Source organism: Streptomyces sp. NPDC048436, from assembly GCF_043200355.1.
Lineage (GTDB): Bacteria > Actinomycetota > Actinomycetes > Streptomycetales > Streptomycetaceae > Streptomyces.
Genome location: NZ_JBICXP010000006.1, coordinates 418,849 through 441,904, shown reverse-complemented (window position 1 = coordinate 441,904; position 23,056 = coordinate 418,849). Strand labels below are relative to the sequence as shown.

Annotated in this window: 20 protein-coding genes; 8 read left to right on the top strand and 12 right to left on the bottom strand. The window is 69.6% G+C overall.

Translation table 11 applies throughout. The annotated features are described in order from the left end of the window. Positions 1-119: 119 nt before the first annotated feature. From ACGFX9_RS23410 to ACGFX9_RS23400, 3 genes are all read right to left on the bottom strand, one after another. Positions 120-1,481: an ABC transporter substrate-binding protein gene (locus ACGFX9_RS23410; protein ID WP_393475133.1), complete on the bottom strand. Its 1,362-nt coding sequence runs from the start codon at positions 1,479-1,481 to the stop codon at positions 120-122. A gap of 71 nt (positions 1,482-1,552) precedes the next feature. Then, entirely contained in the window at positions 1,553-2,443 is an 891-nt protein-coding gene (locus ACGFX9_RS23405) for a carbohydrate ABC transporter permease (protein ID WP_393475130.1), read from the bottom strand. Then, a complete protein-coding gene (locus tag ACGFX9_RS23400; RefSeq protein WP_393475127.1) occupies positions 2,440-3,399 on the bottom strand; it encodes a carbohydrate ABC transporter permease in 960 nt (319 codons plus the stop codon). The genes ACGFX9_RS23405 and ACGFX9_RS23400 overlap by 4 nt, the downstream gene beginning before the upstream one ends. Before the next feature lie 225 nt (positions 3,400-3,624). Between ACGFX9_RS23400 and ACGFX9_RS23395 the strand changes: the two genes are divergently transcribed. The 4 genes from ACGFX9_RS23395 (at position 3,625) to ACGFX9_RS23380 (ending at position 9,380) form a co-directional block, all read left to right on the top strand. Then, complete coding sequence (locus ACGFX9_RS23395) at positions 3,625-4,662, top strand: substrate-binding domain-containing protein (RefSeq protein WP_393475124.1); 1,038 nt, start codon at positions 3,625-3,627, stop codon at positions 4,660-4,662. A gap of 253 nt (positions 4,663-4,915) precedes the next feature. Next, positions 4,916-6,364, top strand: coding sequence for an RICIN domain-containing protein (locus ACGFX9_RS23390; protein WP_393475122.1), 1,449 nt, complete (start codon positions 4,916-4,918; stop codon positions 6,362-6,364). Between the two features lie 87 nt (positions 6,365-6,451). After that, positions 6,452-8,485, top strand: a complete 2,034-nt coding sequence (locus tag ACGFX9_RS23385; protein WP_393475120.1) for a glycoside hydrolase — start codon at positions 6,452-6,454, stop codon at positions 8,483-8,485. Between the two features lie 127 nt (positions 8,486-8,612). Next, a complete protein-coding gene (locus ACGFX9_RS23380) occupies positions 8,613-9,380 on the top strand; it encodes an NAD(P)H-dependent oxidoreductase (protein ID WP_393475118.1) in 768 nt (255 codons plus the stop codon). Between the two features lie 226 nt (positions 9,381-9,606). Here ACGFX9_RS23380 and ACGFX9_RS23375 read toward each other — a convergent pair whose 3' ends face one another. After that, positions 9,607-10,248 carry a TetR/AcrR family transcriptional regulator gene (locus ACGFX9_RS23375; RefSeq protein ID WP_393475116.1) on the bottom strand — a complete coding sequence of 214 codons (642 nt, stop codon included), beginning with the start codon at positions 10,246-10,248 and terminating at the stop codon, positions 9,607-9,609. Between the two features lie 133 nt (positions 10,249-10,381). Between ACGFX9_RS23375 and ACGFX9_RS23370 the strand changes: the two genes are divergently transcribed. After that, on the top strand, positions 10,382-10,939 hold the full coding sequence (locus tag ACGFX9_RS23370) for a GNAT family N-acetyltransferase (protein ID WP_393475113.1): 558 nt from the start codon (positions 10,382-10,384) through the stop codon (positions 10,937-10,939). 37 nt (positions 10,940-10,976) lie between these two features. Here ACGFX9_RS23370 and ACGFX9_RS23365 read toward each other — a convergent pair whose 3' ends face one another. Further along, entirely contained in the window at positions 10,977-11,621 is a 645-nt protein-coding gene (locus tag ACGFX9_RS23365; protein WP_393475110.1) for a LysE family translocator, read from the bottom strand. Between the two features lie 111 nt (positions 11,622-11,732). On the opposite strand from ACGFX9_RS23365, the gene ACGFX9_RS23360 reads away from it, so the two are divergent. Next, positions 11,733-12,185 (top strand): Lrp/AsnC family transcriptional regulator, encoded by a 453-nt coding sequence (locus ACGFX9_RS23360; protein ID WP_393475106.1) that lies wholly within the window; start codon positions 11,733-11,735, stop codon positions 12,183-12,185. Positions 12,186-12,225: 40 nt separating this feature from the next. On the opposite strand, the gene dgoD is transcribed toward ACGFX9_RS23360, so the two are convergent. After that, positions 12,226-13,371 (bottom strand): galactonate dehydratase, encoded by a 1,146-nt coding sequence (dgoD, locus tag ACGFX9_RS23355; protein WP_393475103.1) that lies wholly within the window; start codon positions 13,369-13,371, stop codon positions 12,226-12,228. 58 nt (positions 13,372-13,429) lie between these two features. Beyond that, a complete protein-coding gene (locus ACGFX9_RS23350) occupies positions 13,430-14,152 on the bottom strand; it encodes an SDR family NAD(P)-dependent oxidoreductase (RefSeq protein ID WP_393475100.1) in 723 nt (240 codons plus the stop codon). A 258-nt stretch (positions 14,153-14,410) separates the two neighbouring features. Between ACGFX9_RS23350 and ACGFX9_RS23345 the strand changes: the two genes are divergently transcribed. Beyond that, entirely contained in the window at positions 14,411-14,791 is a 381-nt protein-coding gene (locus ACGFX9_RS23345) for a hypothetical protein (RefSeq protein ID WP_393475097.1), read from the top strand. Here ACGFX9_RS23345 and ACGFX9_RS23340 read toward each other — a convergent pair. After that, complete coding sequence (locus ACGFX9_RS23340; protein ID WP_393475094.1) at positions 14,782-15,675, bottom strand: LysR family transcriptional regulator; 894 nt, start codon at positions 15,673-15,675, stop codon at positions 14,782-14,784. The genes ACGFX9_RS23345 and ACGFX9_RS23340 overlap by 10 nt on opposite strands. Positions 15,676-15,794: 119 nt before the next feature. Between ACGFX9_RS23340 and ACGFX9_RS23335 the strand changes: the two genes are divergently transcribed. Then, positions 15,795-16,199 (top strand): 4-oxalocrotonate tautomerase family protein, encoded by a 405-nt coding sequence (locus ACGFX9_RS23335; protein WP_393475092.1) that lies wholly within the window; start codon positions 15,795-15,797, stop codon positions 16,197-16,199. Positions 16,200-16,253: 54 nt separating this feature from the next. On the opposite strand, the gene ACGFX9_RS23330 is transcribed toward ACGFX9_RS23335, so the two are convergent. The 4 genes from ACGFX9_RS23330 to ACGFX9_RS23315 all read right to left on the bottom strand — a co-directional run bounded on the left by ACGFX9_RS23330 (position 16,254) and on the right by ACGFX9_RS23315 (position 23,039). Further along, positions 16,254-18,455, bottom strand: coding sequence for a discoidin domain-containing protein (locus ACGFX9_RS23330; RefSeq protein ID WP_393475089.1), 2,202 nt, complete (start codon positions 18,453-18,455; stop codon positions 16,254-16,256). Between the two features lie 76 nt (positions 18,456-18,531). Then, complete coding sequence (locus ACGFX9_RS23325) at positions 18,532-20,415, bottom strand: glycosyl hydrolase family 28-related protein (RefSeq protein WP_393475086.1); 1,884 nt, start codon at positions 20,413-20,415, stop codon at positions 18,532-18,534. A gap of 55 nt (positions 20,416-20,470) precedes the next feature. Then, entirely contained in the window at positions 20,471-22,078 is a 1,608-nt protein-coding gene (locus tag ACGFX9_RS23320) for a glycoside hydrolase family 13 protein (protein ID WP_393475083.1), read from the bottom strand. A gap of 85 nt (positions 22,079-22,163) precedes the next feature. Further along, positions 22,164-23,039, bottom strand: a complete 876-nt coding sequence (locus ACGFX9_RS23315; protein WP_393475080.1) for a carbohydrate ABC transporter permease — start codon at positions 23,037-23,039, stop codon at positions 22,164-22,166. Positions 23,040-23,056 lie beyond the last annotated feature (17 nt).

Genomic DNA, 23,056 nt, shown 5'->3' with positions numbered 1-23,056 from the left:
TGGAGCTGCTCCTGTGTTCCTGTGGTCCTGGTGAAGAGGGCGGGGCTACGTCGAGGGGCCGGGGCCGCCCCGGAGCGGGGCGGCAGCGCAAGCCGCCGGCCCCGCGTAGGGCGGTGCTGTCACGGCGTGCTGACCTCGAAGCCCTGCCGCTTGCCGTACTCGGCGGCGCGCTTCTGCCAGGCGGCAAGACCGGCGGACATGTCGGGGCTGCTGCCGAGGCTCTGCCCGACGGTGTCCTTGAAGACCGAGTTGGCGTACACCTGGTAGGGCAGGTACTGCCAGCCCTTGCCGACGTCGTCCGATGAGGCGGCGAGGACCTTGTTGGCGCGCTGGCCGCCGAGCGCCTCGACCGGCTTGTCGAGGAAGGCCTTGCTCTTGAGCAGGCCGGACGTCGCGGGGAAGAGCCCGTTGTCCGAGAGCGACGCGGTGGCGACCGGGTCGGAGTTCAGCCACTGGGCGAAGGCGACGGCCGCTGCCTTGTTCTTGGTGGTGGTCGGCACGACATTGGCCGAGCCGCCGTTCTCCGCGGAGACGGACTCGCCCGCCGACCACTGCGGGACCGGCGCCGCACGCCAGTCCTTCGTCGTCTTGGGCATGGTGCCCGCGAGGTTGCCCGGAGCCCAGGCGCCGGTGATCCACATGGCGTACTGGCCCTTGCTCATGGACTGCCACCACTCGTTGGTCCAGCCGGGCGTGGCGTCCACGAGCCCGCGGTCGACCAGCGAGGTCCACATCTTCGACACCTTCTTGGCGCCGGCGTCCTGGAAGTTCAGGTCGACGGATGTGGGGTTCTTCTGCTGGAAGGGGCGGCTGCCCGCCTGCCACAGGAGGCTGTCGACACCGCCCGCGTCGCCGGGGTCGATGGAGGTGATGTAGTTCTTCGGGTCCGCCTTGTGGATCTTGACGGCCGCGGCCTCGAACTCCGCCCAGGTCTTGGGCGGCTGGATCTTCAGCTCGTCCAGGACCTTCTTGTTGTAGAACATGGCCATGGGGCCGGTGTCCTGCGGTATGCCGTAGATGCCGTCGTTGATGGCGACCTGGGACCAGGCGGAGGGGGCGAACTTGGACTTGAGGTCGGCGGCTCCGTAGTCCTCAAGGTTGACGAGCCGCTTGGACAGGGCGAACTCCGGCAGGGCGAAGTACTCCATCTGCGCCACGTCCGGCGCCCCGGTGCCCGCCTTGATGGCGGTCTGGAGCTTGGTGTAGGCGGCCTTCGACTGGCCGGCGTTGACGACGTTGACCTTGATCTTCGGGTACTTCTTCTCGAAGAGGTCCACCGTCTTCTGGATGCCCGGCACCCACGTCCAGAACGTCAGGGTGGTCGGCGTGCTCAGCGCCTTGGCGGGGTCGACGGCCTTGTCACTCGATCCGCCGTCCGAGCCGCCGCACGCCGTGAGCGTGAGGGCGAGAGCGGCGGCCGACACCACGGCGGGCCAGGCGCGGCGTGGCGTGAGGCGTGGAGTGGGACGTGCGGCATTCATAGGGAAACTCCTTGCTGGGAAAGGCCGTTCGGGCCGAAGCCGGGGTGAGAGGCGGGAAGCGCGGGCCGCGCTCACTGCTTGACGCTTCCGGCGGCCAGGCCGGACTGCCAGAACCGCTGGAGGAAGAGGAAGGCGACGACGAGCGGCACGATGGCCAGCACGCTGCCGGTGACGACGAGCGGATAGAAGTGAGCGGTGGTCGCGCCACTGCCCGCCGCGCCGGTGGCCATGCTGTTCCACTGGTTGAGCCCGACCGTGAGGGGGAACCAGTCCGGGTCGCTGAGCACGATCAGTGGCAGGAAGTAGTTGTTCCATGTGGCGACGAGCGCGAAGAGCAGCACGGTGACGAAGCCGGGTGCGAGGAGCCGCAGCGAGATGGTGAAGAACGTCCTGATCTCCCCCGACCCGTCGATACGGGCGGCTTCGAGCATCGAGTCCGGCACGGCTTCCTGGGCGTAGACCTTCATCAGGTACACCCCGAACGGGCTGACCAGGGACGGCAGGAGGACCGCCCAGGGGGTGTCGACGACACCCATCTTGCTGAACAGCAGGTACGTCGGTACCGCGAGTGCGGAGCCGGGGATCGCGACGGCGCCGAGGACGAGGGCGGAAAGGGCGGCGCGGCCCCGGAAGCGGTACTTGGCCAGCGCGTATCCGCCCGCCGTGGAGATGAGAGCGGCGCCCCCGGCGCCGACGACGGCGTACATCAGGGTGTTGGCGAACCACCGCAGATAGATGCCGTTGTCGTAGGTCAGGACGTCGTGCAGGTTGCCGAAGAGGTGGAAGCCGTCGCCGAACCAGAGGCCGAAGCTGTTCACCAGGGAGTCGGCGTCCTTGGTGCTGGACATCAGGAGCCAGAACAGCGGCAGCAGGGCGTACAGGAGCATGGCGCCCATGGCGAGGGTGAGCGGAGTGCTCGAGCGCTTGGGGCGCCGGACTCCCTGGGTGACCGTGCGGCTCACAGGCCCTGTCCCTTCCGTATCGACCGGACCTGTACGGCATAGGCGACCACCACGGTCACCAGGCCGAGGACCACCGCGACGGCCGCCGAGTAGTTGTACTCCTGGCCGTTGAACGCGAGGTTGTAGGCGTACATGTTGGGGGTGTAGCTGGTGGTGATCACCTGGGGCGCCAACGACTGCATGATGTTGGGCTCGTTGAAGAGCTGGAAGCTGCCGATGATCGAGAAGACGGTGGCCAGGAGGAGCGCGGGGCGCACGGCGGGCAGCTTGATGCTCCATGCCTTGCGGAACTCGCCCGCGCCGTCCATCGCGGCCGCCTCGTAGAGCTCACTGGGGACGGTGCGCAGGGCCGCGTACAGGATGAGCATGTTGTAGCCCACGAACTCCCAGGTCACGACGTTCCCGATGGAGGCGAGCATCCAGGAGTGGCCGAGCAGGTCGGGCACGTCGGTGCCGATGGCGTCCCCGACCTGGCGGACGAGCCCGAACCGGTCTCCGTACAGATAGCCCCACATCAGTGAGGCCACCACCGCCGGCACTGCGTACGGGATGAAGATCCCGATGCGGAAGAAGCCCGACCAGCGCAGCCGTCCGCTGTCGATGGCGAGCGCGGCGAGGAGCGCGATGCCGAGCATGAGCGGCACCTGGATCACCAGGAAGAGGGCCACGCGCCACAGGCCCGCGCGGAAGAGGCTGTCCCCCAGCGCGCGTCGGTAGTTGTCGAGGCCGACGAAGACGTTGCCGCCCACCAGGCGTTCTTCGAAGAGGCTGAGGTAGGTCGCATAGCCGAGCGGGGCGGCGATTCCGATGATGAAGACCACGAGGAACGGCGCGAAGAAGACATAGCCGTAGCGGCCGTTCCGGTCCCCGGCGCGGCGTTGGCGACGCGGCGTCCGGCGCACCGGGGCCTCGTCGCGCGCGGCGCTCGACGAGGTGGGATTCAGCAGAGTACTCACGGGAATGGGCGCCCCTCGCAACGAATGTTTGCGCGAACATCAAGCTGCGGTGAGTCTCAACGGAGCGAGCTGAAACCGTCAAGGGGTGTGCAGGAGCTATCTGCCCTGGTTTCAGGGCTCGTTCGCGGCCGAGGCGTGGAACGGACGAAGATCGGGGTCCACCTTCCGCCCCGCTGGTCCGGCAGTACGATGTTCGCGCTGACACACTCCGGAAAGAGGCACTCGATGGCAGGTCAGGCCGCTCCCCCGCCCTCGCCCGGCGCCCGCAGGCGTCCTCCGTCCCAGGCGGATGTCGCGGCCGTGGCCGGCGTTTCCGCCCAGACCGTCTCCCGCGTGGCCAACGGACGTTCCAACGTGGACCGGGAGACCCGCGAGCGCGTCCTTTCGACCATGCGCATCCTCGGCTACCAGCGCAACAGTGCCGCACGCGCCCTCGCCCTCGGCCGCTTCCACATGCTCGGCGTGGTCACGTTCGACCTGAGCGCACATGGCAACGCCCGTACGCTGTCGGCGATTTCGAGCGCCGCGCAGACCAAGGGCTACTCGGTCCACGTGGCCTGTGTGGAGCAGCAGACCGAGGACGCGGTCAAGGAGGCCTTCTCCAAGCTGACCGACCAGGCGGTCGACGGAGTCGTGGTGATCGAGGCACAGATACTCGACAGCCGGGGGCTGCATCTGCCCCCGGGCATCCCGGCGGTCGTGGCGGACGGCGACCCCGCGCGAACGCATTCCTCGGTCGACACCAACCAGACGGCGGGGGCCACCGCCGCCACCGAGCACCTGCTCGACCTCGGTCACCGCACGGTGTGGCACGTCGGCGGCCCGCAGGACTCGTACTCCGCGCGCAGGCGCGCCGCGGCCTGGCACAGCACGCTCAAGAAGCGCGGGGCCGCGGTGCCGCCGCTGCGCCTGGGCGACTGGACCGCCGAGTCCGGCTACCGCATCGGCCGGGAACTGGCAGGCAGGCCGGACATCACCGCCGTGTTCGCGGCCAACGACCACATGGCGCTCGGCATCATGCGCGCCCTGCACGAGGCGGGTCGCCGCGTCCCCGAGGACATCAGCGTGGTGGGCTTCGACGACGTGCCCGAGTCGGCGTACTACATGCCGCCCCTCACCACAGTCCGGCAGGACTTCGAGGAGGTCGGGCGCAGTTGCGTGTCTCTGCTGCTCGACCAGATCGAGGCGGACGGCACGCCCGGCCGATCGGTCTCGGTGCCCCCGCAGTTGACGGTGCGCACCAGTTCAGGCGTACGACGCTGAGGCGGGGGCGGCTTCTGCCCCGCGGGTCCGAACTCCGCTCAACCTATTGACAGTTCTCCGTCGCGCTTCGACACTCTCGTGCAGTCATCGATGTTTGCGCCAACATGCATGGAGTGGGTCTCAGTAGCCGCCCCACTCCAGCTCCGGCCCTCACGCCGGAGACGGCGGACGACTCGACCCGTGTTCCATGGCCGCGCTCCCATCGATGCATCCCTGTGTCATGCCCTCATCAGGAATGAGGTTTCCCGCACACATGCTTCGATCGTCTCCGCACAAGAGAACAGCCGTCCTCACCGTGCTGCTCGCTCTCCTCCTCTCCCTGCTCGGCTCGGTGGCCACCGCCTCGGCGGCCGAGGTCACCGTCCCCAACGGCGGGCAGTTCAGCGACACTTCGGGGAATCCCGTGCGCGCCCATGGCGGTGGTGTGATCAAGGTCGGCACGTACTACTACTGGTTCGGCGAGAACCGCAACGCCGACAACACTTTCCGCTACGTCTCCGCCTACCGCTCCACGGACCTCAAGAACTGGCAGTTCCGCCGCCACGTCCTGACCCAGGCCACCGACCCGGAGCTCAAGGACGCGAACATCGAGCGCCCCAAGGTCGTGCACAACAAGGCCACCGGGAAGTTCGTCATGTGGATGCACAAGGAGAACGGCAGTGACTACGGCGAGGCTCGTGCCGCCGTCGCCGTCTCCGACACCGTCGACGGCGACTACTCCTGGAAGGGCAGCTTCCGCCCCCAGGGCCACATGTCCCGCGACCTCACCCTGTTCGTCGACACCGACGGCACCGGCTACATGATCTCGGCCGCCAACGAGAACCGTGACCTGCACGTCTACCGGCTCAGCTCCGATTACCAGTCGGTCGCCGCCCAGGTGCAGAAGCTGTGGGCGGGCCAGTCACGCGAGGCGCCCGCGATGTTCAAGCGGAACGGCGTGTATTTCCTGCTGACCTCCGGCGCCACCGGCTGGTCGCCCAACCAGCAGAGGTACGGCACCGCCACCAGCGTCACCGGCACCTGGAGCGGGCTGAAGGACGTCGGTGACGCCACCTCCTACCGCAGCCAGACCGCGTACGTGCTTCCGGTCCAGGGCAGCGAAGGCACCGACTACCTCTATCTGGGCGACCGTTGGGGCAACGCCACGGGCGGCACCGTCAACGACTCGACGTATGTCTGGCTGCCCCTGGAGTTCCCTACGTCCACCACCATGACCATGGACTACTCGCCGCGGATCACCATCGACGCCGCGGCCGGGACCGTCACCGGCATGGACGGCCCGTGGGAGACCCTGACGGCCGCCCACAGCGGCAAGTGCGCCGACGTCTCCGGATTCTCCATGGCCGAGTCCGCGCCGCTGGTCCAGTACGGCTGCGGCACGGGCGTGAACCAGCAGTTCCGGCTCGACGACGCCGGCGACGGTTACGTACGGATCATGGCGCGGCACAGCGGCAAGTGCGTGACCGTCAGCGGCGGTTCATCCGTGGACGGCGCCAAGGCCGTGCAGAACACGTGCGGTGACGCCACTTCGCAGCAGTGGAAGGCCGAACCGGCCACCGGCGGTGCGGTCCGTCTTGTGGCGCGGCACAGCGGCAAGTGCCTGGACGTCCGGGATGTGTCGGGCGCGGACGGCGCCGCCCTGCAGCAGTGGGCGTGCGACTCGGGTGCCGCGAACCAGCGGTGGCAGCGCACCACGGTCTGAATCCCCCTCGCCCACCGGGAAGTTCGTCCTCCCCCGCCGGGGAGTTCCCCCTCCCGTACCGAAGTTCCCCCCTCTCACGGAGGCACCATGCCCTTCACCAGAACACGTAGCGCCGCCCTGGGCACAGCCGTGCTCGTGGCAGCAGGACTCGCCACGCCCCCGGGCACGGCGGCCGCCGCCGCCGACGCCGCACACGTCACCGTCCGGCTGGACCCCAGCTACCAGCAGCAGCCCTTCCAGGGGTGGGGCACGGCGCTCGGCTGGTTCGCCAATGTCACCGGCGGCTGGCCCGACGCGGCCCGCAACCGCCTCGCCGACGACCTCTACGGAGCCGACGGCCTGGGCTTCACCATCGCCCGGTACAACATCGGCGGCGGTGACAGCCCCGAGACCCCGCCCTATATGCGCGCCGGAGCGGCCGTACCCGGCTACTGGAACCGTCCGGCCGAGTACGGGCCTCCGGCGGACGCCGGGGAGGACTGGAAGGAGACCACCGACTGGTGGGACCCGGCCAATCCCGGCCACTGGAACCCGAAGGCCGACGCCAACCAGCGCTGGTGGCTGAAGGCGGCCAAGCAGCGGGGCGCCCACACGTTCGAGGCGTTCTCCAACTCACCGCCCTACTTCATGACCAACAGTGGCCTGGTGTCCGGAGCCCAGCAGGGCGACAAGGACAACCTCCGCCCCGACCAGTACGGCCGGTTCGCCTCCTACCTCTCCGGTGCGCTCGACCGCGTCGAGGACTCCACCGGCGTCGACTTCGACTCCGTATCCCCCGTGAACGAACCGAACACGAACTACTGGAAGGCGGGCGGCCGCCAGGAAGGATCGCACTGGGACCCGGCTTCCCAGGCCCGCATGGTCTCCACGCTCCGCGACCGCCTCGACGCGGACGGCCTCGACACGCCCGTCGCGGCCATGGACGAGACCAACCCGCAGCTCTTCCGTACCAATTGGGAGTCCTACTCGCCCTCGGTGCGGTCCGACATCGGACGCCTCAACACCCATACGTACGGGACGTCCGGCCGGCCCGCCGCCCGCGACATCTCCAAGGGCTCCGGCATCCCGCTGTGGATGTCGGAGGTCGACCTCGGCGGCAGCGTCGGGCAGAGCTTCACCTCCATGAGCCCCGCCCTCGACCTCACCAAGCGCATCAACGACGACATCAAGGAGCTGGAGCCGAGCGCCTGGGTCCTGTGGCAGGCCGTCGAGGACTACGAGAACATGACGCCGGACCGGGAGAACTCCAACTGGGGTCTGATCCAGACCGACTTCACCCCGGCCGACGCGACCACCGAGCCGCTCCGCAAGAACAAGAAGTACTGGGCCATGGCCAACTACAGCCGCTTCATCAGGCCGGGCGCCCGCGTCATCAACACCGACGGCACCGGCACCCTGGCGGCGCTGCGACCGGGCGGCCGAGGCACGACGGTCGTCCACACCAACGCCACCGACCAGGCGCAGGAGGTCACCTTCGACCTTTCCGGCTTCCGCGACCTCTCCACTGCCCCCGTCCAGCGGTACACCACGGACGCCACCAAGAACGTCGCACGCGGCACCGACCTCTCCGTGGACAGGGAGCACAAGCGGCTCACCGCCACCGTCGCTCCCGGCTCGGTGACGACGTTCGTCCTGCCCGGCGCCACCGGCACCGACCCCGCCGCCGCGACCGCGCCGACCGACGCGCCGCGTCACCTGGTCAACGACAACAGCGGCAAGTCGCTGAGCGCCCCGTCCGACGGGACGTCCACGCCGGTCCAGCGCACGACGGACGCCAAGGACGCAGCACAGGAGTGGAAGTTCACCAAGGTCTCGGGATCCTGGTCGAGCACCGCCGCCTACCGCGTCACGAACGTCGGGACCGGCAAGGCGCTCAGCGTCGGCTCCGACTCCAAGGGCGCCGCGGCCTCCCTCGTCGCCCCCGCCTCCGGGGCGCGTCAGCAGTGGATGCTCTCCACCACCGGCGGCGGACATTACGTGCTGGTCAACAAGGCCACGGGGCTCGTCCTCGACATGACCGGCGCGGCCACGCACGACGGAGCCCCCGTCGGGGTCTACGGCCCCAACGCGGGGAGCAATCAGTCCTGGACGTTGCCGCGGGGTTCGGGCGGCGCTTCGTAGAACACGCGTACATGGCGGACGCGTGCGTGGCGGGCAGCCGGGGGCTGCCCGCCATGGCCAGATCCTTGCACTCCCTGGCCATCTGGCCACTCGTCGGCCTCCGGGGCCGGGGCGCAGGATCGATGGCATGAAGATTCTTTGGGTATTCGCACATCCCGAGCCGCAGTCCCTGAACGGGTCCCTGCGTGACGACGGGAAGCGGGCTCTGCGCGACCTCGGGCATGAGGTCCGCGAGTCCGATCTCTACGCCATGGACTGGAAGCCCGTCGTGGACTCCGCCGACTTCCATCGCGAGAACGCCGACCGGCTTCTGGTCGGCGCCGAGCAGGAACACGCGTACGCCGCGGGCAAGTTGACCGACGACATCGCAGCCGAGCAGGAGAAGATCGCCTGGGCCGACGCGCTGGTCTTCCAGTTCCCGCTGTGGTGGTTCGGGCCGCCCGCCATCCTCAAGGGGTGGTTCGACCGCGTGCTCGTACAAGGCTTCGCCTTCGGGCTCCAGGACCGGCAGGGGCGAACCCTGCGCTACGGGGACGGCGGCCTCGCCGGGAAGCGCGCCATGGTCGTCACCACCGTCGGGGCGCGGGAGTCGGGCTTCGGGCCGCGCGGGATCCACGGACAGCTGGACGAAGTGCTGTTCCCGCTGCTGCACGGCACCTTCTGGTATACGGGGATGGACGCACTGCCGCCGTACGTGGTCTATGGCGCCGACCGCCTCGACGCCGCCGGATTCCGCGACCGCGCCGCCGAACTGCGCGAGCGCCTCCGGGCGTTGCCCCGCACCGAGCCGCTTCCCTTCCGCCACGAGCACCGCGGCGACTACGACGACGAGCTCGTCCTGCGTCCGGAGATCGAGCCGGAGCTCTCCGGCGTAGCAGCCCATCGGGCCCGGTGAGCTCATGCCGTCGACCTGAGCCGGGACTGACCCATGGGCGCCGGCGCATTCCCGCGGCGTCGACGCCCATGGTCGGGCTGCACCGTCTGTGGAGGGGAGCTCATCGCAGGCGGTGCGCCCTACCCCCACGGTCCTCCTCCAGCGGCAGCCAAAACGGACCGCCCCGACGCATTTCCTCTACGCCACTAGGCTCCCGCCCCCGCTCGCGGCCACGGCGCGCCCGGCTTCAGTCCGCGACCGGCGCCTCCGCACCACCATCGCCATCGCCGGGCAGCCGCGCCAAGTAGGCGTCGACCAGCGCGGTCTGCCGCTCGGCGAGGAACTCCTGGGGCGCGAAAAGGGCCTGGACGACCAGGCCGAGTACGAAGCTCTGGGCTGCCGCGGCGGTGTCATCGGCCCGCGGACCGGGCGGCAGTTCGCCCAGCCGCTGGGCGTCCGCGATGTGCCCGGCCATCCGCTCGCGCGCCCGGCGATATCGCTCGGCGTGCTCCCGCGCAAGCTCCGGATCGGTGAGCGCGACGTCCCAGGAGGCCACCCAGATCCGGTTGCTCGCCGCGCTCTCGGCGTCGAGCGGCAGGATGTCGAGCAGCACCGCCCGCAGCATGGCGAGGCCTGACGCCTCCCCTGCCCGCCGCGCCGCCGGGCGCGGCCGGTCGGCCGAGTGCCGGTCGAGCACCTCAAGGGCGTGCTTGAGCAGGGCGCGCTTGCTGGGGAAGTAGTGCGTCAGCAGCCCGGTGGTGGCTCCCATCTCCGCGGCGACCGCGCGCAGCGTGAGGCCGCCGAAGCCGCGGGCGGCCAGGACTCGCCACACCGCCTGGGAGACCTCGGTACGGCGGGCGTCATGGTCGGTCCGGGCGGGCGGCGTCATGACCGTTAGAGTACATACCCAACGTTCGTTACGTACCTGCGGGCGCCGCGCCCGACACCACTCGCGCGCGCCCAGCCGGGCAACGCCGTCACACCACGCCGTCACCACACCGGACAACCGCATAGGACCAGCCATGTACGCCATACCGCTGACCGAGAATGCCGAGCTCCGCCTGCTGGAGCCCTGGCAGGACGCCGAGTTCCTGGCCCACATCGACCGGGCCCGCGCCAACACCGACCCGTGGATCCCCTGGGCCTCGCGCTCCACCGATCTGGAGTCCGCGCGCGCCACCCTCCAGAAGTTCGCGGACAAGCAGGCCGCCGACTCCGGGCGCATCTACGGGATCTGGCGGGACGGCATCCTGATCGGCGGCGTGATGTTCGTGCAGTTCGACGCCACGACGGGCAACTGCGAGATCGGCGTATGGGCCGAACCCGCGGGTGAGGGGCACGGCCTGATCAGCGCCTCCGTCCGGCATTTGATCGCGTACGCGTTCGGCGAGCGCGGTATGCACCGCATCGAGTGGTGGAACAGCGCCGGGAACACCCGCAGCCGGGCCGTCGCCCAGCGCATGGGCATGCGCCTGGACGGCACCCTGCGCGAGCAGTCCCTCTACAAGGGGGTCCGCCACGACATGGAGATCTGGTCCCTGCTCGCGCACGAGTGGCAGGGCGGGCCGAAGGAGGCGTGACCCGAGGAGCCTTGCGGGGGCTGGGTGAGCAGGCGGCTCAGGCCGTGAGGCTTTCCACGAGCAGCAGTACGCCGATCACGATCATCGCGGCGCCCGAGAGCCGGGTGACGGCGCGCGCGGCCGCTGGCCGGGCCGCGAGGACGGTGCGGGCCAGCACGCCCACACCGAGGTAGATCGCGGCGCAGCTGAGCGTGTGGACCAGGCCCAGCGTGCCGATCTGCGCGGCCAGCGGCCAGCTGTCGTTCGGGGTGGTGAACTGCGGCAGCAGGGCCAGGAAGAGCAGGAGCGCCTTCGGGTTGAGACCGCTGATCCCGATCCCCTTGAGGATCCGGGCTCCCACCGCCGCGCCGTCTGCTGCTTTCGAGGCGCCCCCGGCTTGTGCTTCACCACCGGTCCCGGCGACTGCGGGCCGGGCAAGGGTGGTGGCACCGAGCCACACCAGATACAGGGCTCCGAGGACGGTCAGCGTGGTGAGCACGGACGGGGTGCGCGCCACGACCGCCGCCACCCCTGCGGCGACCACGGCGGTCAGTGCGAGATAGCCGAGCAGGAGACCGCCCACGGCCGGCACCACGGAGCGGTCCCGGAGTCCGGCGTTGATCGCGTAGGCCCAGTCCGCCCCCGGCACGAGGATGAGCAGGACTGAGACCGCCCAGAAGGCGGTTATAGAGCTGACGGCCACGACGTACTTCTCCCTCTCGAACTGGTTCCGAGTAGGAGATTAGTTGCGATACGCCCAAAGGTGTTTCTAAGTATTGCCGGTCCGAATGGTCTGGATGGGAGAATCTTCCTCATGGACGATGTGGACCGGAAGATTCTTGCCGAGCTCCAGGACGACGGCCGTCTTACGGTCACGGAACTGGCGGCCCGCGTGCGGCTCAGCCTCTCCCCCTGCCACCGCCGGCTGCGCGAACTGGAGAACAGCGGTGCCATCCGGGGCTACCGCGCGATCCTGGACGCGGGGGCCGTCGGCCTCAGTTTCGAGGCGCTCGTCTTCGTCACCATGCGCCAGGAGGACCGCGACACCGTCTCCGCCTTCGAGCACGCCCTCACCGAGATCCCGCAGATCCTGCAGGCCGAGCGCCTCTTCGGGGACCCCGACTATCTCGTACGCATCGTCAGCAAGGACCTGCCCGCCTTCCAGCGGCTCTACGACGAGAGGCTCGCGACCCTGCCGGGCGTGCAGCGGCTGAGTTCCACGCTGGTCATGAAGCACGTCGTGAGCGAGCGCGCCCTTCCCCTGTGAACTTCCGCGGCGGTCCCGAGGCTGTGCTTCAGCCGCGCCCTCACCACTCGGCGAACGAGCCGTCCGCGTGCCGCCACACCGGGTTGTGCCAGTGAGGCTCGCTGTCGTCGGCCGCGCGCACCGCCGCCTCGTCGATGTCGATGCCGAGTCCCGGGCCGGTCGGGCGCAGCAGATGGCCCTGGTGGAAGCGGAACACCTCGGTGTCGGCGAGGTAGGAAAGGACGTCGGCGCCGGTGTTGTAGTGGATGCCGATCGACTGTTCCTGGATGAGGAAATTGGGGACGCTGACGGCGATCTGCAGGCTGGCGGCGAGCGCGACGGGGCCCAGCGGGCAGTGCGGGGCGATGAGGGTGTCGAAGGTCTCGGCGAGGGAGGCGATCCGGCGGACCTCGGAGATGCCGCCCGCGTGGGAGAGGTCCGGCTGCAGGACCGCGATGCCGGCCTGCAGGGCGGGCAGCACGTCGCGCCGCGAGTACAGGCGCTCGCCGGTGGCGATCGGCACGGGTGAGGACGCGGTCAGCGCCGGCAGGAGGTGGTCGTACTCCGGCAGGAGCGGTTCCTCGACGAACATGGGGCTCAGCGGGGCCAGGTGAGGCAGCAGGCGGCGGGCGTTCGCGGCGTGGAACCGGCCGTGGAAGTCCAGGGCGAAGTCCCGTTCGGGGCCCAGGACTTCGCGGGCCGCGGCGGCACGGGTGACGATCTCGTCGACGTCGGCGACGGTGGCCAGCGGATTCATCCGGCCGCTCGCGTTCATCTTCACTGCGGTGAAGCCCGCCTCGACCTGGGCCGTCACCTGCTCGGTGATGTGGGCGGGGCTGTCGCCGCCCACCCAGCTGTAGGCGCGGACCCGTTCGCGTACCGGGCCGCCGAGGAGCACATGTACGGGCACGCCGAGCCGCTTGCCCGCGATGTCCCACAGCGCCTGGTCGAGCCCGGCCACCGCGCTGGACAGGACCGGGCCGCCCCGGTAGAAGGACCCCTTCGTCATCACCTGCCAGTGGTCCTCGATGGCCGACGGTTCCTTGCCTATCAAAAGTTCGGCCAGCTCCCCGACTGCCGTACGCACCGTGGCCGCGCGCCCCTCGACGACCGGCTCGCCCCAGCCGATCACTCCTTCGTCGGTCTCCACGCGGCACAGCAGCCAGCGCGGCGGCACGGCGAACGTCTCGATGCGGGTGATCTTCATGGGGTCAACCTCCATAGGATTCCGCTTACTTGGTCGCCACATCCGGGGGCGGCCGGTATCAGGCGGACGTCTTGTACACGCTCCAGCCCCCGTCGACGACGAGACTCGCGCCGGTGACGAAGGACGCCTCGTCGCTCAGCAGGAACGCCGCGCTCGCCGCGATCTCGTCAGGGCGGCCCAGCCTGCCCGCGGGCGTCTGCTCGACGCTGCGCGCCCGGTCCTCCGCGCCGATGGCGTCCCAGGCCCGGGTCAGGATCGGGCCCGGCAGCAGCGCGTTGACCCGTACGCCGGGTGCGTACTCCACCGCGAGCTGGCGCGCCAGACCGGTCAGGCCCGCCTTCGCCGCCGCGTAGGCGGGGCGTCCGGGCAGCCCCATCACGGCGTGCACCGACGAGACCAGGACCACCGCGCCTCGCGTGGCACGCAGGTCGTCGAGGCAGGCCCGTACGCCGAGGAACGCGCCGGTCAGGGTGACCGACAACTGCCGGTTCCACTCTGCCGCGTCGATCGCGTCGGCCGCGCCGCCGCGCACGGTGTAGGCGTTGCTGACCAGGCCTGCGACCGGCCCGAAGCGGGCGCGGGCAGCCGCCACCGCCCGCGCCCAGGACTCCTCCTCGGCCACATCACACGCCTCGAAGACCGCGAGCCCGCCGTCCCGGCGGATGGACCGTGCCGTGCGCTCACCCTCCTCGACATCCACATCGGCGATGACCACCCCGGCCCCTTCGGCCGCGAGCCGCCGCGCGGTGGCCGCGCCGATCCCATGAGCCCCGCCGCTCACCAGTACACAGCGGCCGACGAAGCGGTAGCCGGGGGCGGTTGACGGTCGGGGAGGAGGTGTACCCGGCGGCGTACGCGACGCACCAGGCCCACGCGATGTACTCGACGCACCCGAAGCCTCACCACTCACAGGCAACTCCCCGTTCGACCCCATGAAGCCCTCCCTCCCCCGTACGCCACTTCGTAACCGCGGCCCTGGAACACACCCCTCCTGGTTACAGTCTCCCGGGCAACTCAGGTCGATACGAGGAGACAGCACGTGCACCCATTGGCGGTCGAACAGAACTTCAGGATGCGGGCGGGCCGACTGCAGAGTTGGGGAATCGGCCTGCTGGTCTGCGCCTCGCTGCTCTGGTTCTACGCCGTGTGGCAGGTGTTCACGTCGTACACGTCCACCTATGGCGCCGTGGACTGCCCCGCCCCCGTCAACTCCGAACCCAGGGATCTCTATTACGAGGGCGCCGCTGATGCGCACGACGAGGCGCGGCAGTGCGCGTCCGACCGGAGCTGGCCCAAACCGCTGGCGGCCCTCGCGGTCTCCGTACCGCTGACGGCCATAGGCGCGGTGCTGCTCACCGCGGGAACGGTCAGCATCCGGCTGCGCCGCCACGACGACGAACTACGGAGCGCTCAGAAGTGAGCCGCCGGGGAGACCGGGGACCCGGCCAGGTGGGCGGCGGATGACTCGGCCAAGGTGCGGACCGCCGAGTGCCAGGGACGGTCATGCGGTCCGGTCAGTACCAAGCTGCGGGACACCTGAGGCTTCAACGGCAACAGGGCGAGGTCACTGGGGAGTTGGGAGCGGGAGGCCTCGGAGAGGATGGTGACGCCGATGCCTGCCTGCACCATGCTGATCAGGGTGGACAGGTCCCGTACCCGGCGGGCGGGGGTGAATGTCAGTCCAGCCTGGATGTGGATCGTGCGAATGCGGGCTTCGCAGTTGTCGGGCGAGATCAGGAACGGGTCGTCCTCCAGGTCGCGGAGGTCGACGAGCGGCTCGTCCGCCAGGGGGTGATCGCGCGGCAGCACCGCCCGGTAGACATCCTCGGTCAGTTGGATGCCGGTGCCCGGGAGCGGGTCGACGAGGACGGCGGCGTCGGCCACGCCGTCCGCGAGCCAGGACGACACCTCGGCGCTGCCGCCCTCGAAGACGCGCACCGTGAGCCGGGGGTGTTCCTCGCCCCAGTGCCGGAGCAGGTCAGGGATGAGCCCCTGGCAGACCGTGGGCGTGCAGGCCAGCCGTACCGTCCCGGTCAGGGTCTCGGCGGCTTCGGCCGCGATCTCCTCCACGGACCGCGCCGCTGACAGTGCCGTACGGGCGTACGGCAGAATCCGCTCCCCCAGCGCCGTCGTACGTACGGGCGTGGCCCGGACCACCAGCGGAGCCGCCAGCTCGCGTTCGAGGGCGGCGACGGCGTGCGAGACCGCGGACTGGCTCATGCCGAGGTCGGCGGCCGCGGCGCTGAAGCCGCCCGCTTCGACGACGGCGAGGAAAGCCCTGAGCTGGGGGATGTTCACGGTCATGCGAGGGCCTCATACACCTATGACGATTGTGCGTTGGATCCATCGTCCCAGGTTGGCGACGCTTGTCCCGCGCCGCCGCTTCCGGCCCGGCGCCCGTTCAGCGCGTACCGAGGAGAGCCATGCCGTACATCCGGGTCACCGTCACCGACACCGACACCGACACCGACACCGATCTTCCCGCACATGTGCGATGCACCCTCGCCGAAGGGCTGACCAGCCTCGCCGTCTCGGCCCTGCGCAAGTCCAGCACGCGCACCATTGTCCACATCGATGTCGTCCCGGCCTCCTCCTACTACGTGGACGGCAAGGCCCTGACCGACGGGCGCGACGCGCACGTCGAGGTCAGCATCACGCTGGGCACGAACAGCGCCGAGGAGAAGGCAGCCTTCATCGCCGGGGCCGGGGAACTGCTGACGGACGTCCTCGGCCCGCTCGCCCGCTGCGGCGTCGCCCTGCACGAACTGCACCCCGAGAGCTATGGCTACAACGGGGTGACCCAGTTCGACCACTACCGCGCTCGGTAGCCCTGCTCGCCCAGGCCGCAGCCGTAACCATAGGCGAGCAGGGTCCGCGAGGCATCAGGACAGGTACGCCTCCACCTCACTGAACTGGGCCGCGGGCCAGCCCGTGTTGGCGGTGACGCGCAGCCGCAGGTGGCGGATGTTCGGAGTGGATCCGGGCAGCGTCACGGTCACCTTGTTGCCGCTCGCCGGGTCGAAGCGGTAGTCCTTCGCGTCGGCCAGCGTGGTGTAGGTGGTGCCATCCGTGCTGCCCTGGACGGCCAGGGTCTGGGTTCTTGCTCCCCAGGCGGCGGACGGCGGCAGCTTCAGGACGAGTCTGCGGACCGCCTCGGTCTTGCCGAGGTCGACGGTGATCGACTGGGGGAAGGCGTTGTTGGTGGATTCCCAGTACGTCGCCGGGTCGCCGTCGACCGCCTTGGCGGGGGTGTAGACGTCGGCGGAGCCGGTCGCGGTGGCCGGGCGGCCCTTGGCGAGGTTGCGGTCGGGGTCGGGGTCGGGGTTGCCCGCGCCGGGCTTCGGCCAGGTCGAGCAGTCGTCCCAGGTGCTGTTCCAGCCGGAGTTGCCGCCGCCGTCGGTGAGGGCGAAGGTGCCGGATCCGGTCGGGTAGGGGCAGTTGTAGACGCCGGCCGCACCGACGCCGGTGGCCTTGACGTTCGACATCTTCACCGCGCCGGGCGTCTCGGCCTGGACGACGACCGTGCCCACCTTGTCGACGGTCGTGCCGTCGATGTTCACGTTCTTCACCGCCTTGCCGGTGCCGCCGCCCGACACGAACTCGTACGCGCTCCACGGGCTGTCGGTGATCGTCGTGCCGGTGATGTTCACCGTGGCCTCGATGGCACTGTCGTACGCGTCCACGCGCAACGCGCCCATCGGATGCTGCCAGTTGGGGTTCATGGCGCCGGTGCGGACGAGGCTGTTCCCGGAGACGGTGATGGTGCCGGCCAGCGGGAAGAACGGGTCCATGAACTTCTGGTTGGAGATGGCGATGCCGCTGCCCAGGGCGTTCGTGTCGAGGATCAGGTTGTCCTTGACGGTGATGTCGCGACCGCCGTAGATGGCGATGCCGTTGGCGAGGTTGGGCTGCGAGATGGTGTTGCCCGCGAACGTCGAGTCGCTGTTGGTGGTGTTGAGGGCCCACATCGCCAGGGCGTCGTCGCCGGTGTTGCGCAGGAAGTTGTCGCGTACGTTCACGCCCTTGGCCGTGCCGTTGAGGTTGAGGCCGTCGGCCGTCATGTCGAGGATCCGGTTCTTCTCCACGACGAGGTTGTCGTTGTTGCCCATCAGCCAGAAGCCGACCTTGAGGTGTTGCAGCCACATGCCGGAGACAGTGGAGTTCGGGCCGAGCGAGCCGTTGACGAAGTTGTCCGGGTTGTTGTCGACCCGCTCGGTGACCTCACCGATCACCGCGAAGTCGTGCAGGCCCACCTTGCCGGTGGGCGCGCCCGACTGGTCGATGAAGCGTGAACTGCGCACCACCGAGTGCCAGTTGCCCGCGCCGCGGATCGTCACGTTGTCGACGTTGTTGAGGGACTGGGTGAGCTTGTACTCGCCCGGCGGGATCCAGACCGTGCCGCCCTTGGCCGCCCCGATGGTCTCGCGGAAGGCCTGGGTGGAGTCGCCCTGACCTGTGGGGTCGGCGCCCTTGTCGGTGACCGAGAGCGCGCCCGAAGGCTTGGCCGCGGCGCCCGCCACCTGCTCGAAGTCGGCCACATCGACCGTGACTTGGGTCGAGGAGGCCTCCAGCTTCACCTTGTCGCCCGATTGCAGGTTCTGGCCGAGCTGCAGCCGGGCGTTGTCGAAGAGGTGGTGGGTCTTGGAGCCCGCGATCCAGGGGGTGTCGACGTAGCTGTACTTCGAGGTGACGGCCAGCGTCTTGGCGGTCTTCTGCCCGTTGACGTAGACGGCCATCGAACCTGACTGGCCGTCGGGGACGTTGTAGGCGACGTTGAGCGCGTTCGCGGCCTTCGTGAGCGTGAACTCGACGCTCTGGCCCGCCGCGAGACGGACCGCCTGACGGCCCGACGCCTCGGAGGCGACCGTGCCCTGGGCGTAGTCGGGGCCGATCTTGGTGCCGTTCGCGGTCGCGCTCTCCGCCTCGACGGAGGTGAAGGGCACAGTGGCCCCTACCGCCGCCTCCGCGGCCTGCGCTTCGGTGGCCGCGAGGCCGGTGACGAGGGTGCCGACGAGGCCTGCGGCGGCCACGGCGGCGTACCACTTGCGGATCGATCTTGGCGTGCTCCTGTCATGTCTTGCCATGGGGTGATGCACCTTCCTTGTGAGTGGGGAGGTCAGTGCGCGGCCTCGGGATCGAGGCCTAGAGGCAAGGCCCTGGTCAGGGCTTGGGCCATGCGTCGCAGTACGTCGCGGGGAGCTGCTCGTTCCAGCCGGAGTTGCCCGCGCCCCGCGTGATCGTGAAGCGGTCGCCGAGACAGCTATAGACGGGCTCGGGGAAGCCGAGACGCGTGGCCGTCACCCGAGTGAAGGAGGCGGCGCCGGGATCCTGCAGCTGGAGGGCGAAGGTGCCGGTGCCGTCGATGTGTACGTCCTCGAAGCTGACGCCTCGGGTGGTTCCGGAGATGAACTGGATCGCCGAGTAGGAGCTGTCGAGGATGTCGGTGTCGGTGACCTTGATGGCCGCCTTGTCGATGGGGCTGTTGCGGGCGTCGAACCAGAGGGCGCCGATGGGGAAGTCCCAGCCGACGTCGGTGTTGCCCGCCCTGATCAGGGTGTTGCGGGCGAGGGTGATGGTGCCGGTGAGGTCGGTGCCGTTGCCGGGCGTGACGCCGTCGAAGCGGTTGCCCACGTGCAGTCCGCCGCCGTTGGTGAGGTTCTCGCCGAGGACGTTGTCGGTGACGGAGTTGTCCTTGCCGCCGTAGATGGCCACGGCGTTCGCCAGGATCGGCAGGACCACGGTGTTGGACGCGAAGGTGTTGTCGGCATTGGTCTTGGTGTCGGCCCACATCGCGAGGCCGTCGTCGCCGGAGTTGCGTACGAAGGTGTTCTCGACCCTCGAATTGCTCACGCCCCAGTGGAAGTTGACGCCGTCCGCCGTCTGGTCCAAGATCCGGCTGTTCTTCAGCGTGAAGTTGTCCATGGGGCCGTCCATCCAGGCGCCGACCTTGGTGTGCTGCAGCCATACGTTGTCCACGGTCGAGTCGCTCAGGGCACCGCCGATGGCGTTGACCTGGTCGCCGTCGACCCGCTCTGTGATCTCACCGAGGATCGCGAAGTCCTTGAGGATGACGTTGCGGCTCGGCCCGCCCGCCTCGTGAGGCCGTATCTCCCCTTTGTAGCCGCCGCCTTGTACGTATTTGCCGTAGATCCCGGCCGCGCGGTCGCGGTCGGTGGGGTGGCGGCCGGTGAGCTCGGAGTACCAGGGTCCGGCGCCGCGCAGCGTCACCCGGTCGACCACGACGTGGTCGGTGAGCTTGAAGCGGCCCTCGGGGATGTAGACGTCCTTGCCCTGCGAGCTGCCCGCATCGACCGCCCGCTGGAAGGCCGCGGTGGAGTCCTGTCCACCGGTGGGGTCGGCGCCGTAGTCGGTCACCGAGAGGGAACCCGCGGGGCGGGCGACCGGCGCCGCGACCGCTTCGAAGTCGGCGAGGTCGATGACCGCCCAGGGGGTCTCGGTGGTCAAGGGGAGTTGGACGCGCACCTTGGTTCCGGCCTGAAGTGTCTTGCCGAGAAGGGCCCTGGTCTCGTCGTAGAAGTGGTGCGGGGAGCCGTCGGACGGACGGTTGGTGAACGGATAACTGCCGTAGAACCAGCCGTACTTGGAAGTCAGGGTCAGCTTCTTGAGCTGGTCACCGTCCGCGCTGAGTTGGACGGATGCGCTGATGCCGGTGCCTTCGGCACTGTCGGGCAGCGCGTAGCGCAGGGAGATCGCGTTGGCGGGGGCGGTGAGCGTGAACTCGACGTACTCCCCCGCCGCGTCGAGCCGCACGGCCCTGCGGCCGGACGCCTCCGACGGGAGGGTGGTGTACGTCCGGTCGGGTCCGATCACGGATCCCGAGGTGACCGCGGACTCCGCCTCCAGCTCGCTGAAGGGGACGGTCGCGCCCCGGCCCTCGACCGCCAACGGCGACAAGGGGGCGGGCGGTTCGGCGGCGTCGGCCGTGTGGCCCGCGACGCCCAGGGCCACGGCGCAGACGAGTCCGGCGAGCACCGCGGTCAGCCGCTTTAGCGGCGGCACTAATCCGATTCTTGTGGGGGGCATGACATACCTCTCTCCTCGGGGTGGGGGGACGGCGGTGGCGCCGCGGTTCGTGGAGTCAGACGCGCAGCCAGACCGCCGTGTCCTGCGGCAGGCTGCCGGCATCGTCCAGGGGCCCACTGGCCAGCAGAATCCGCGTGTGGGGCGGGAGTTCGCAGGGCGTCGGGGCGAGGTTGAGTACACATGCCATCCCTGGCTCGCGTACGAAGGCCAGTACGCCATCGGCGGACGGCAGCCACGCCAGCGGGCCGTCGCCGAAGCCAGGCTCGATACGGCGCAGGCGCAGGGCCTCGCGGTAGAGCCTGAGCATGGAGTGCGGATCGGCGGCCTGGACGTCGGCGGCATACGCGGACCAGCCCTCCGGCTGCGGAAGCCAGGGGGCGGTCATGGAGCCGAAGCCCGCGTGGGGTTCGGCGGCCGTCCAGGGCAGTGGCACCCGGCAGCCGTCGCGGCCGGGGTCGGTGCCGCCCGAGCGGAAGTGCATGGGGTCCTGGATGCGGTCCAGGGGGATGTCGGCCTCGGGCAGGCCCAGTTCGTCGCCCTGGTAGATGTAGACCGCGCCGGGCAGGGCAAGGGCAAGGAGGGCCGCGGCGCGGGCGCGGCGGGTGCCGAGGGCCAGGTCGGTGGGGGTGCCGAACTCCTTCGTGGCGAAGTCGAAGCCCGTGTCCGCGCGGCCGTAGCGGGTGACCGTGCGGGTCACGTCGTGGTTGCACAGGACCCAGGTGGCGGGGGCGCCGACCGGGGCGTGCTCGGCGAGGGTCGCCTCGATGGACGTACTCAGCTTTCGCGGATCCCAAGGGCAGGACAGGAAGGAGAAGTTGAAGGCGGTGTGCAGCTCGTCGGGGCGAAGGTAGCGGGCGAAGCGCTCGGCGTCGGGGAGCCAGACCTCGCCGACGAAGACGGCCTGGTACTCGTCGGCGATGGCGCGCCAGGAGCGGTAGATGTCGTGCAGTTCGTCGCGGTCGATGAAGGGGTGCGGGTCGGTCCCCTCGGTGAAGTCGGGCAGGGCCGGGTCCTTGGCGGGCAGGGCCGCCGAGTCGATCCGTACGCCTGCCACGCCACGCTCGAACCAGAACCGCAGGACGTCCTCGTGCTCCTGACGGACCGCGGGGTGGGCCCAGTTGAGGTCGGGCTGCTCGGGGGCGAAGAGGTGGAGGTACCACTCGCCGTCCTCGACGCGGGTCCAGGTGGAGGCGGTCGCGGAGAACTGGGAGGGCCAGTCGTTGGGCGGGAGTTCCCCGTGTGCGCCGCGGCCGGGACGGAAGTGGAAGAGCTCGCGCTCCGGGCTGCCGGGGCCTGCCGCGAGGGCCGCCTTGAACCAGGCGTGCTGGTCGGAGACGTGGTTGGGCACGATGTCGACGATGGTGCGGATGCCGAGCGCGCGCGCCTCGGCGATCAGCTTCTCGGCCTCGTCGACGGTGCCGAACGCGGGGTCGATCACACGGTAGTCGGCGACGTCGTAGCCGCCGTCGACCATCGGCGAGAGGTACCAGGGGCTGAACCACAGGGCGTCGACGCCGAGTTCGGCGAGATGGGAAAGCTTGCCGCGGACGCCCGCGAGGTCCCCGGTGCCGTCGCCGTCGCCGTCCGCGAAGCTGCGTACGTACACCTGGTAGATGACGGCCGAGCGCCACCAGGAGGCGTCGGTCGGGGAGGTGACTGCCACGTGAGGGTTCCTTTCGGGCAGGTGGGACCCCGTCGCCGTGGTGCCAGTGCGGTGCGGAGACGGGGTGCGCGTGGTGGGCCCGGGGTCAGCCCTTGAGGCTGCCGGCGGTCAGGCCGCTCATGATGTTGCGCTGGAAGATCAGGAAGATGATCAGGGTCGGCAGTGAGGCGATGGCGAGGGCGGCCAGGAGCCAGTTCTCGGAGACGCTGGCGGCCAGGGAGTAGATGCCGACGTTGACCGTCTGTTTGCCGGGGTCGGGCAGGGTGAGCATCGGCCAGAGGAAGTCCTTCCAGACCGCGACCACCGCGAAGATCGACACGACGCCGAGGATCGGCCGGGAGAGCGGCAGGACCACGGAGCGCAGGGTGCGCAGGGAGGAGGCGCCGTCGATGGCGGCGGCGTCGAGGAGCTCGCGCGGGATGGAGTCGAAGAACCGCTTGAGCAGGAAGATGTTGAAGGCGTTGGTGACCGAGGGGAGCCAGATCGCCCAGGGCGAGTTGATGAGGTTGCGCTCCACGATCGGCACGTCCAGGACGGTCAGATACTGCGGCACGACGAGGACGGTGGCCGGGATCATCAGCGTGAGCAGCATCGCCCCGAGGATCGCCTTGCCGAACACGGGCCGCAGTTTGGAGAGCGAGTAGGCGGCGGCGACGTCGAAGATCAACTGGAAGGCGAGTGCGCCGAACGCGTAGTAGAGGGTGTTGAAGAGGAGCTTGGCCAGGTCCATCACACCCCAGGCGTCCGCGTAGTTCTGCGGATGGACGGCGTCGGGGACGAGTGTCGGCGGGGTCTGGGCGAATTCCTGTGGTGACTTGAGGCCGCTGGTGACCATCCAGTACAGCGGGCCGATGAAGACCAGCGTGAAGACGACCGTCACCAGGGTGAAGGAGCTCCGGTAGAGGAACTTGCCGCGTGGACGGGCCAGTTGGGCCGGGGAGATCAGGGTGCGTGTGCTCATGTCCGTCGTCTCCCCCG

Bases quoted from the DNA above. Each gene is read 5' to 3' on its own strand.
- ACGFX9_RS23335 (WP_393475092.1), top strand. From the start codon at position 15,795: ATGCCGTACATCCGGGTCACCGTCACCGACACCGACACCGACACCGAC.
- ACGFX9_RS23395 (WP_393475124.1), top strand. From the start codon at position 3,625: ATGGCAGGTCAGGCCGCTCCCCCGCCCTCGCCCGGCGCCCGCAGGCGT.
- ACGFX9_RS23390 (WP_393475122.1), top strand. From the start codon at position 4,916: ATGCTTCGATCGTCTCCGCACAAGAGAACAGCCGTCCTCACCGTGCTG.
- ACGFX9_RS23370 (WP_393475113.1), top strand. From the start codon at position 10,382: ATGTACGCCATACCGCTGACCGAGAATGCCGAGCTCCGCCTGCTGGAG.
- ACGFX9_RS23330 (WP_393475089.1), bottom strand. From the start codon at position 18,455: ATGGCAAGACATGACAGGAGCACGCCAAGATCGATCCGCAAGTGGTAC.
- ACGFX9_RS23380 (WP_393475118.1), top strand. From the start codon at position 8,613: ATGAAGATTCTTTGGGTATTCGCACATCCCGAGCCGCAGTCCCTGAAC.
- ACGFX9_RS23375 (WP_393475116.1), bottom strand. From the start codon at position 10,248: ATGACGCCGCCCGCCCGGACCGACCATGACGCCCGCCGTACCGAGGTC.
- dgoD (WP_393475103.1), bottom strand. From the start codon at position 13,371: ATGAAGATCACCCGCATCGAGACGTTCGCCGTGCCGCCGCGCTGGCTG.
- ACGFX9_RS23325 (WP_393475086.1), bottom strand. From the start codon at position 20,415: ATGCCCCCCACAAGAATCGGATTAGTGCCGCCGCTAAAGCGGCTGACC.
- ACGFX9_RS23385 (WP_393475120.1), top strand. From the start codon at position 6,452: ATGCCCTTCACCAGAACACGTAGCGCCGCCCTGGGCACAGCCGTGCTC.
- ACGFX9_RS23315 (WP_393475080.1), bottom strand. From the start codon at position 23,039: ATGAGCACACGCACCCTGATCTCCCCGGCCCAACTGGCCCGTCCACGC.
- ACGFX9_RS23340 (WP_393475094.1), bottom strand. From the start codon at position 15,675: ATGACCGTGAACATCCCCCAGCTCAGGGCTTTCCTCGCCGTCGTCGAA.
- ACGFX9_RS23360 (WP_393475106.1), top strand. From the start codon at position 11,733: ATGGACGATGTGGACCGGAAGATTCTTGCCGAGCTCCAGGACGACGGC.
- ACGFX9_RS23410 (WP_393475133.1), bottom strand. From the start codon at position 1,481: ATGAATGCCGCACGTCCCACTCCACGCCTCACGCCACGCCGCGCCTGG.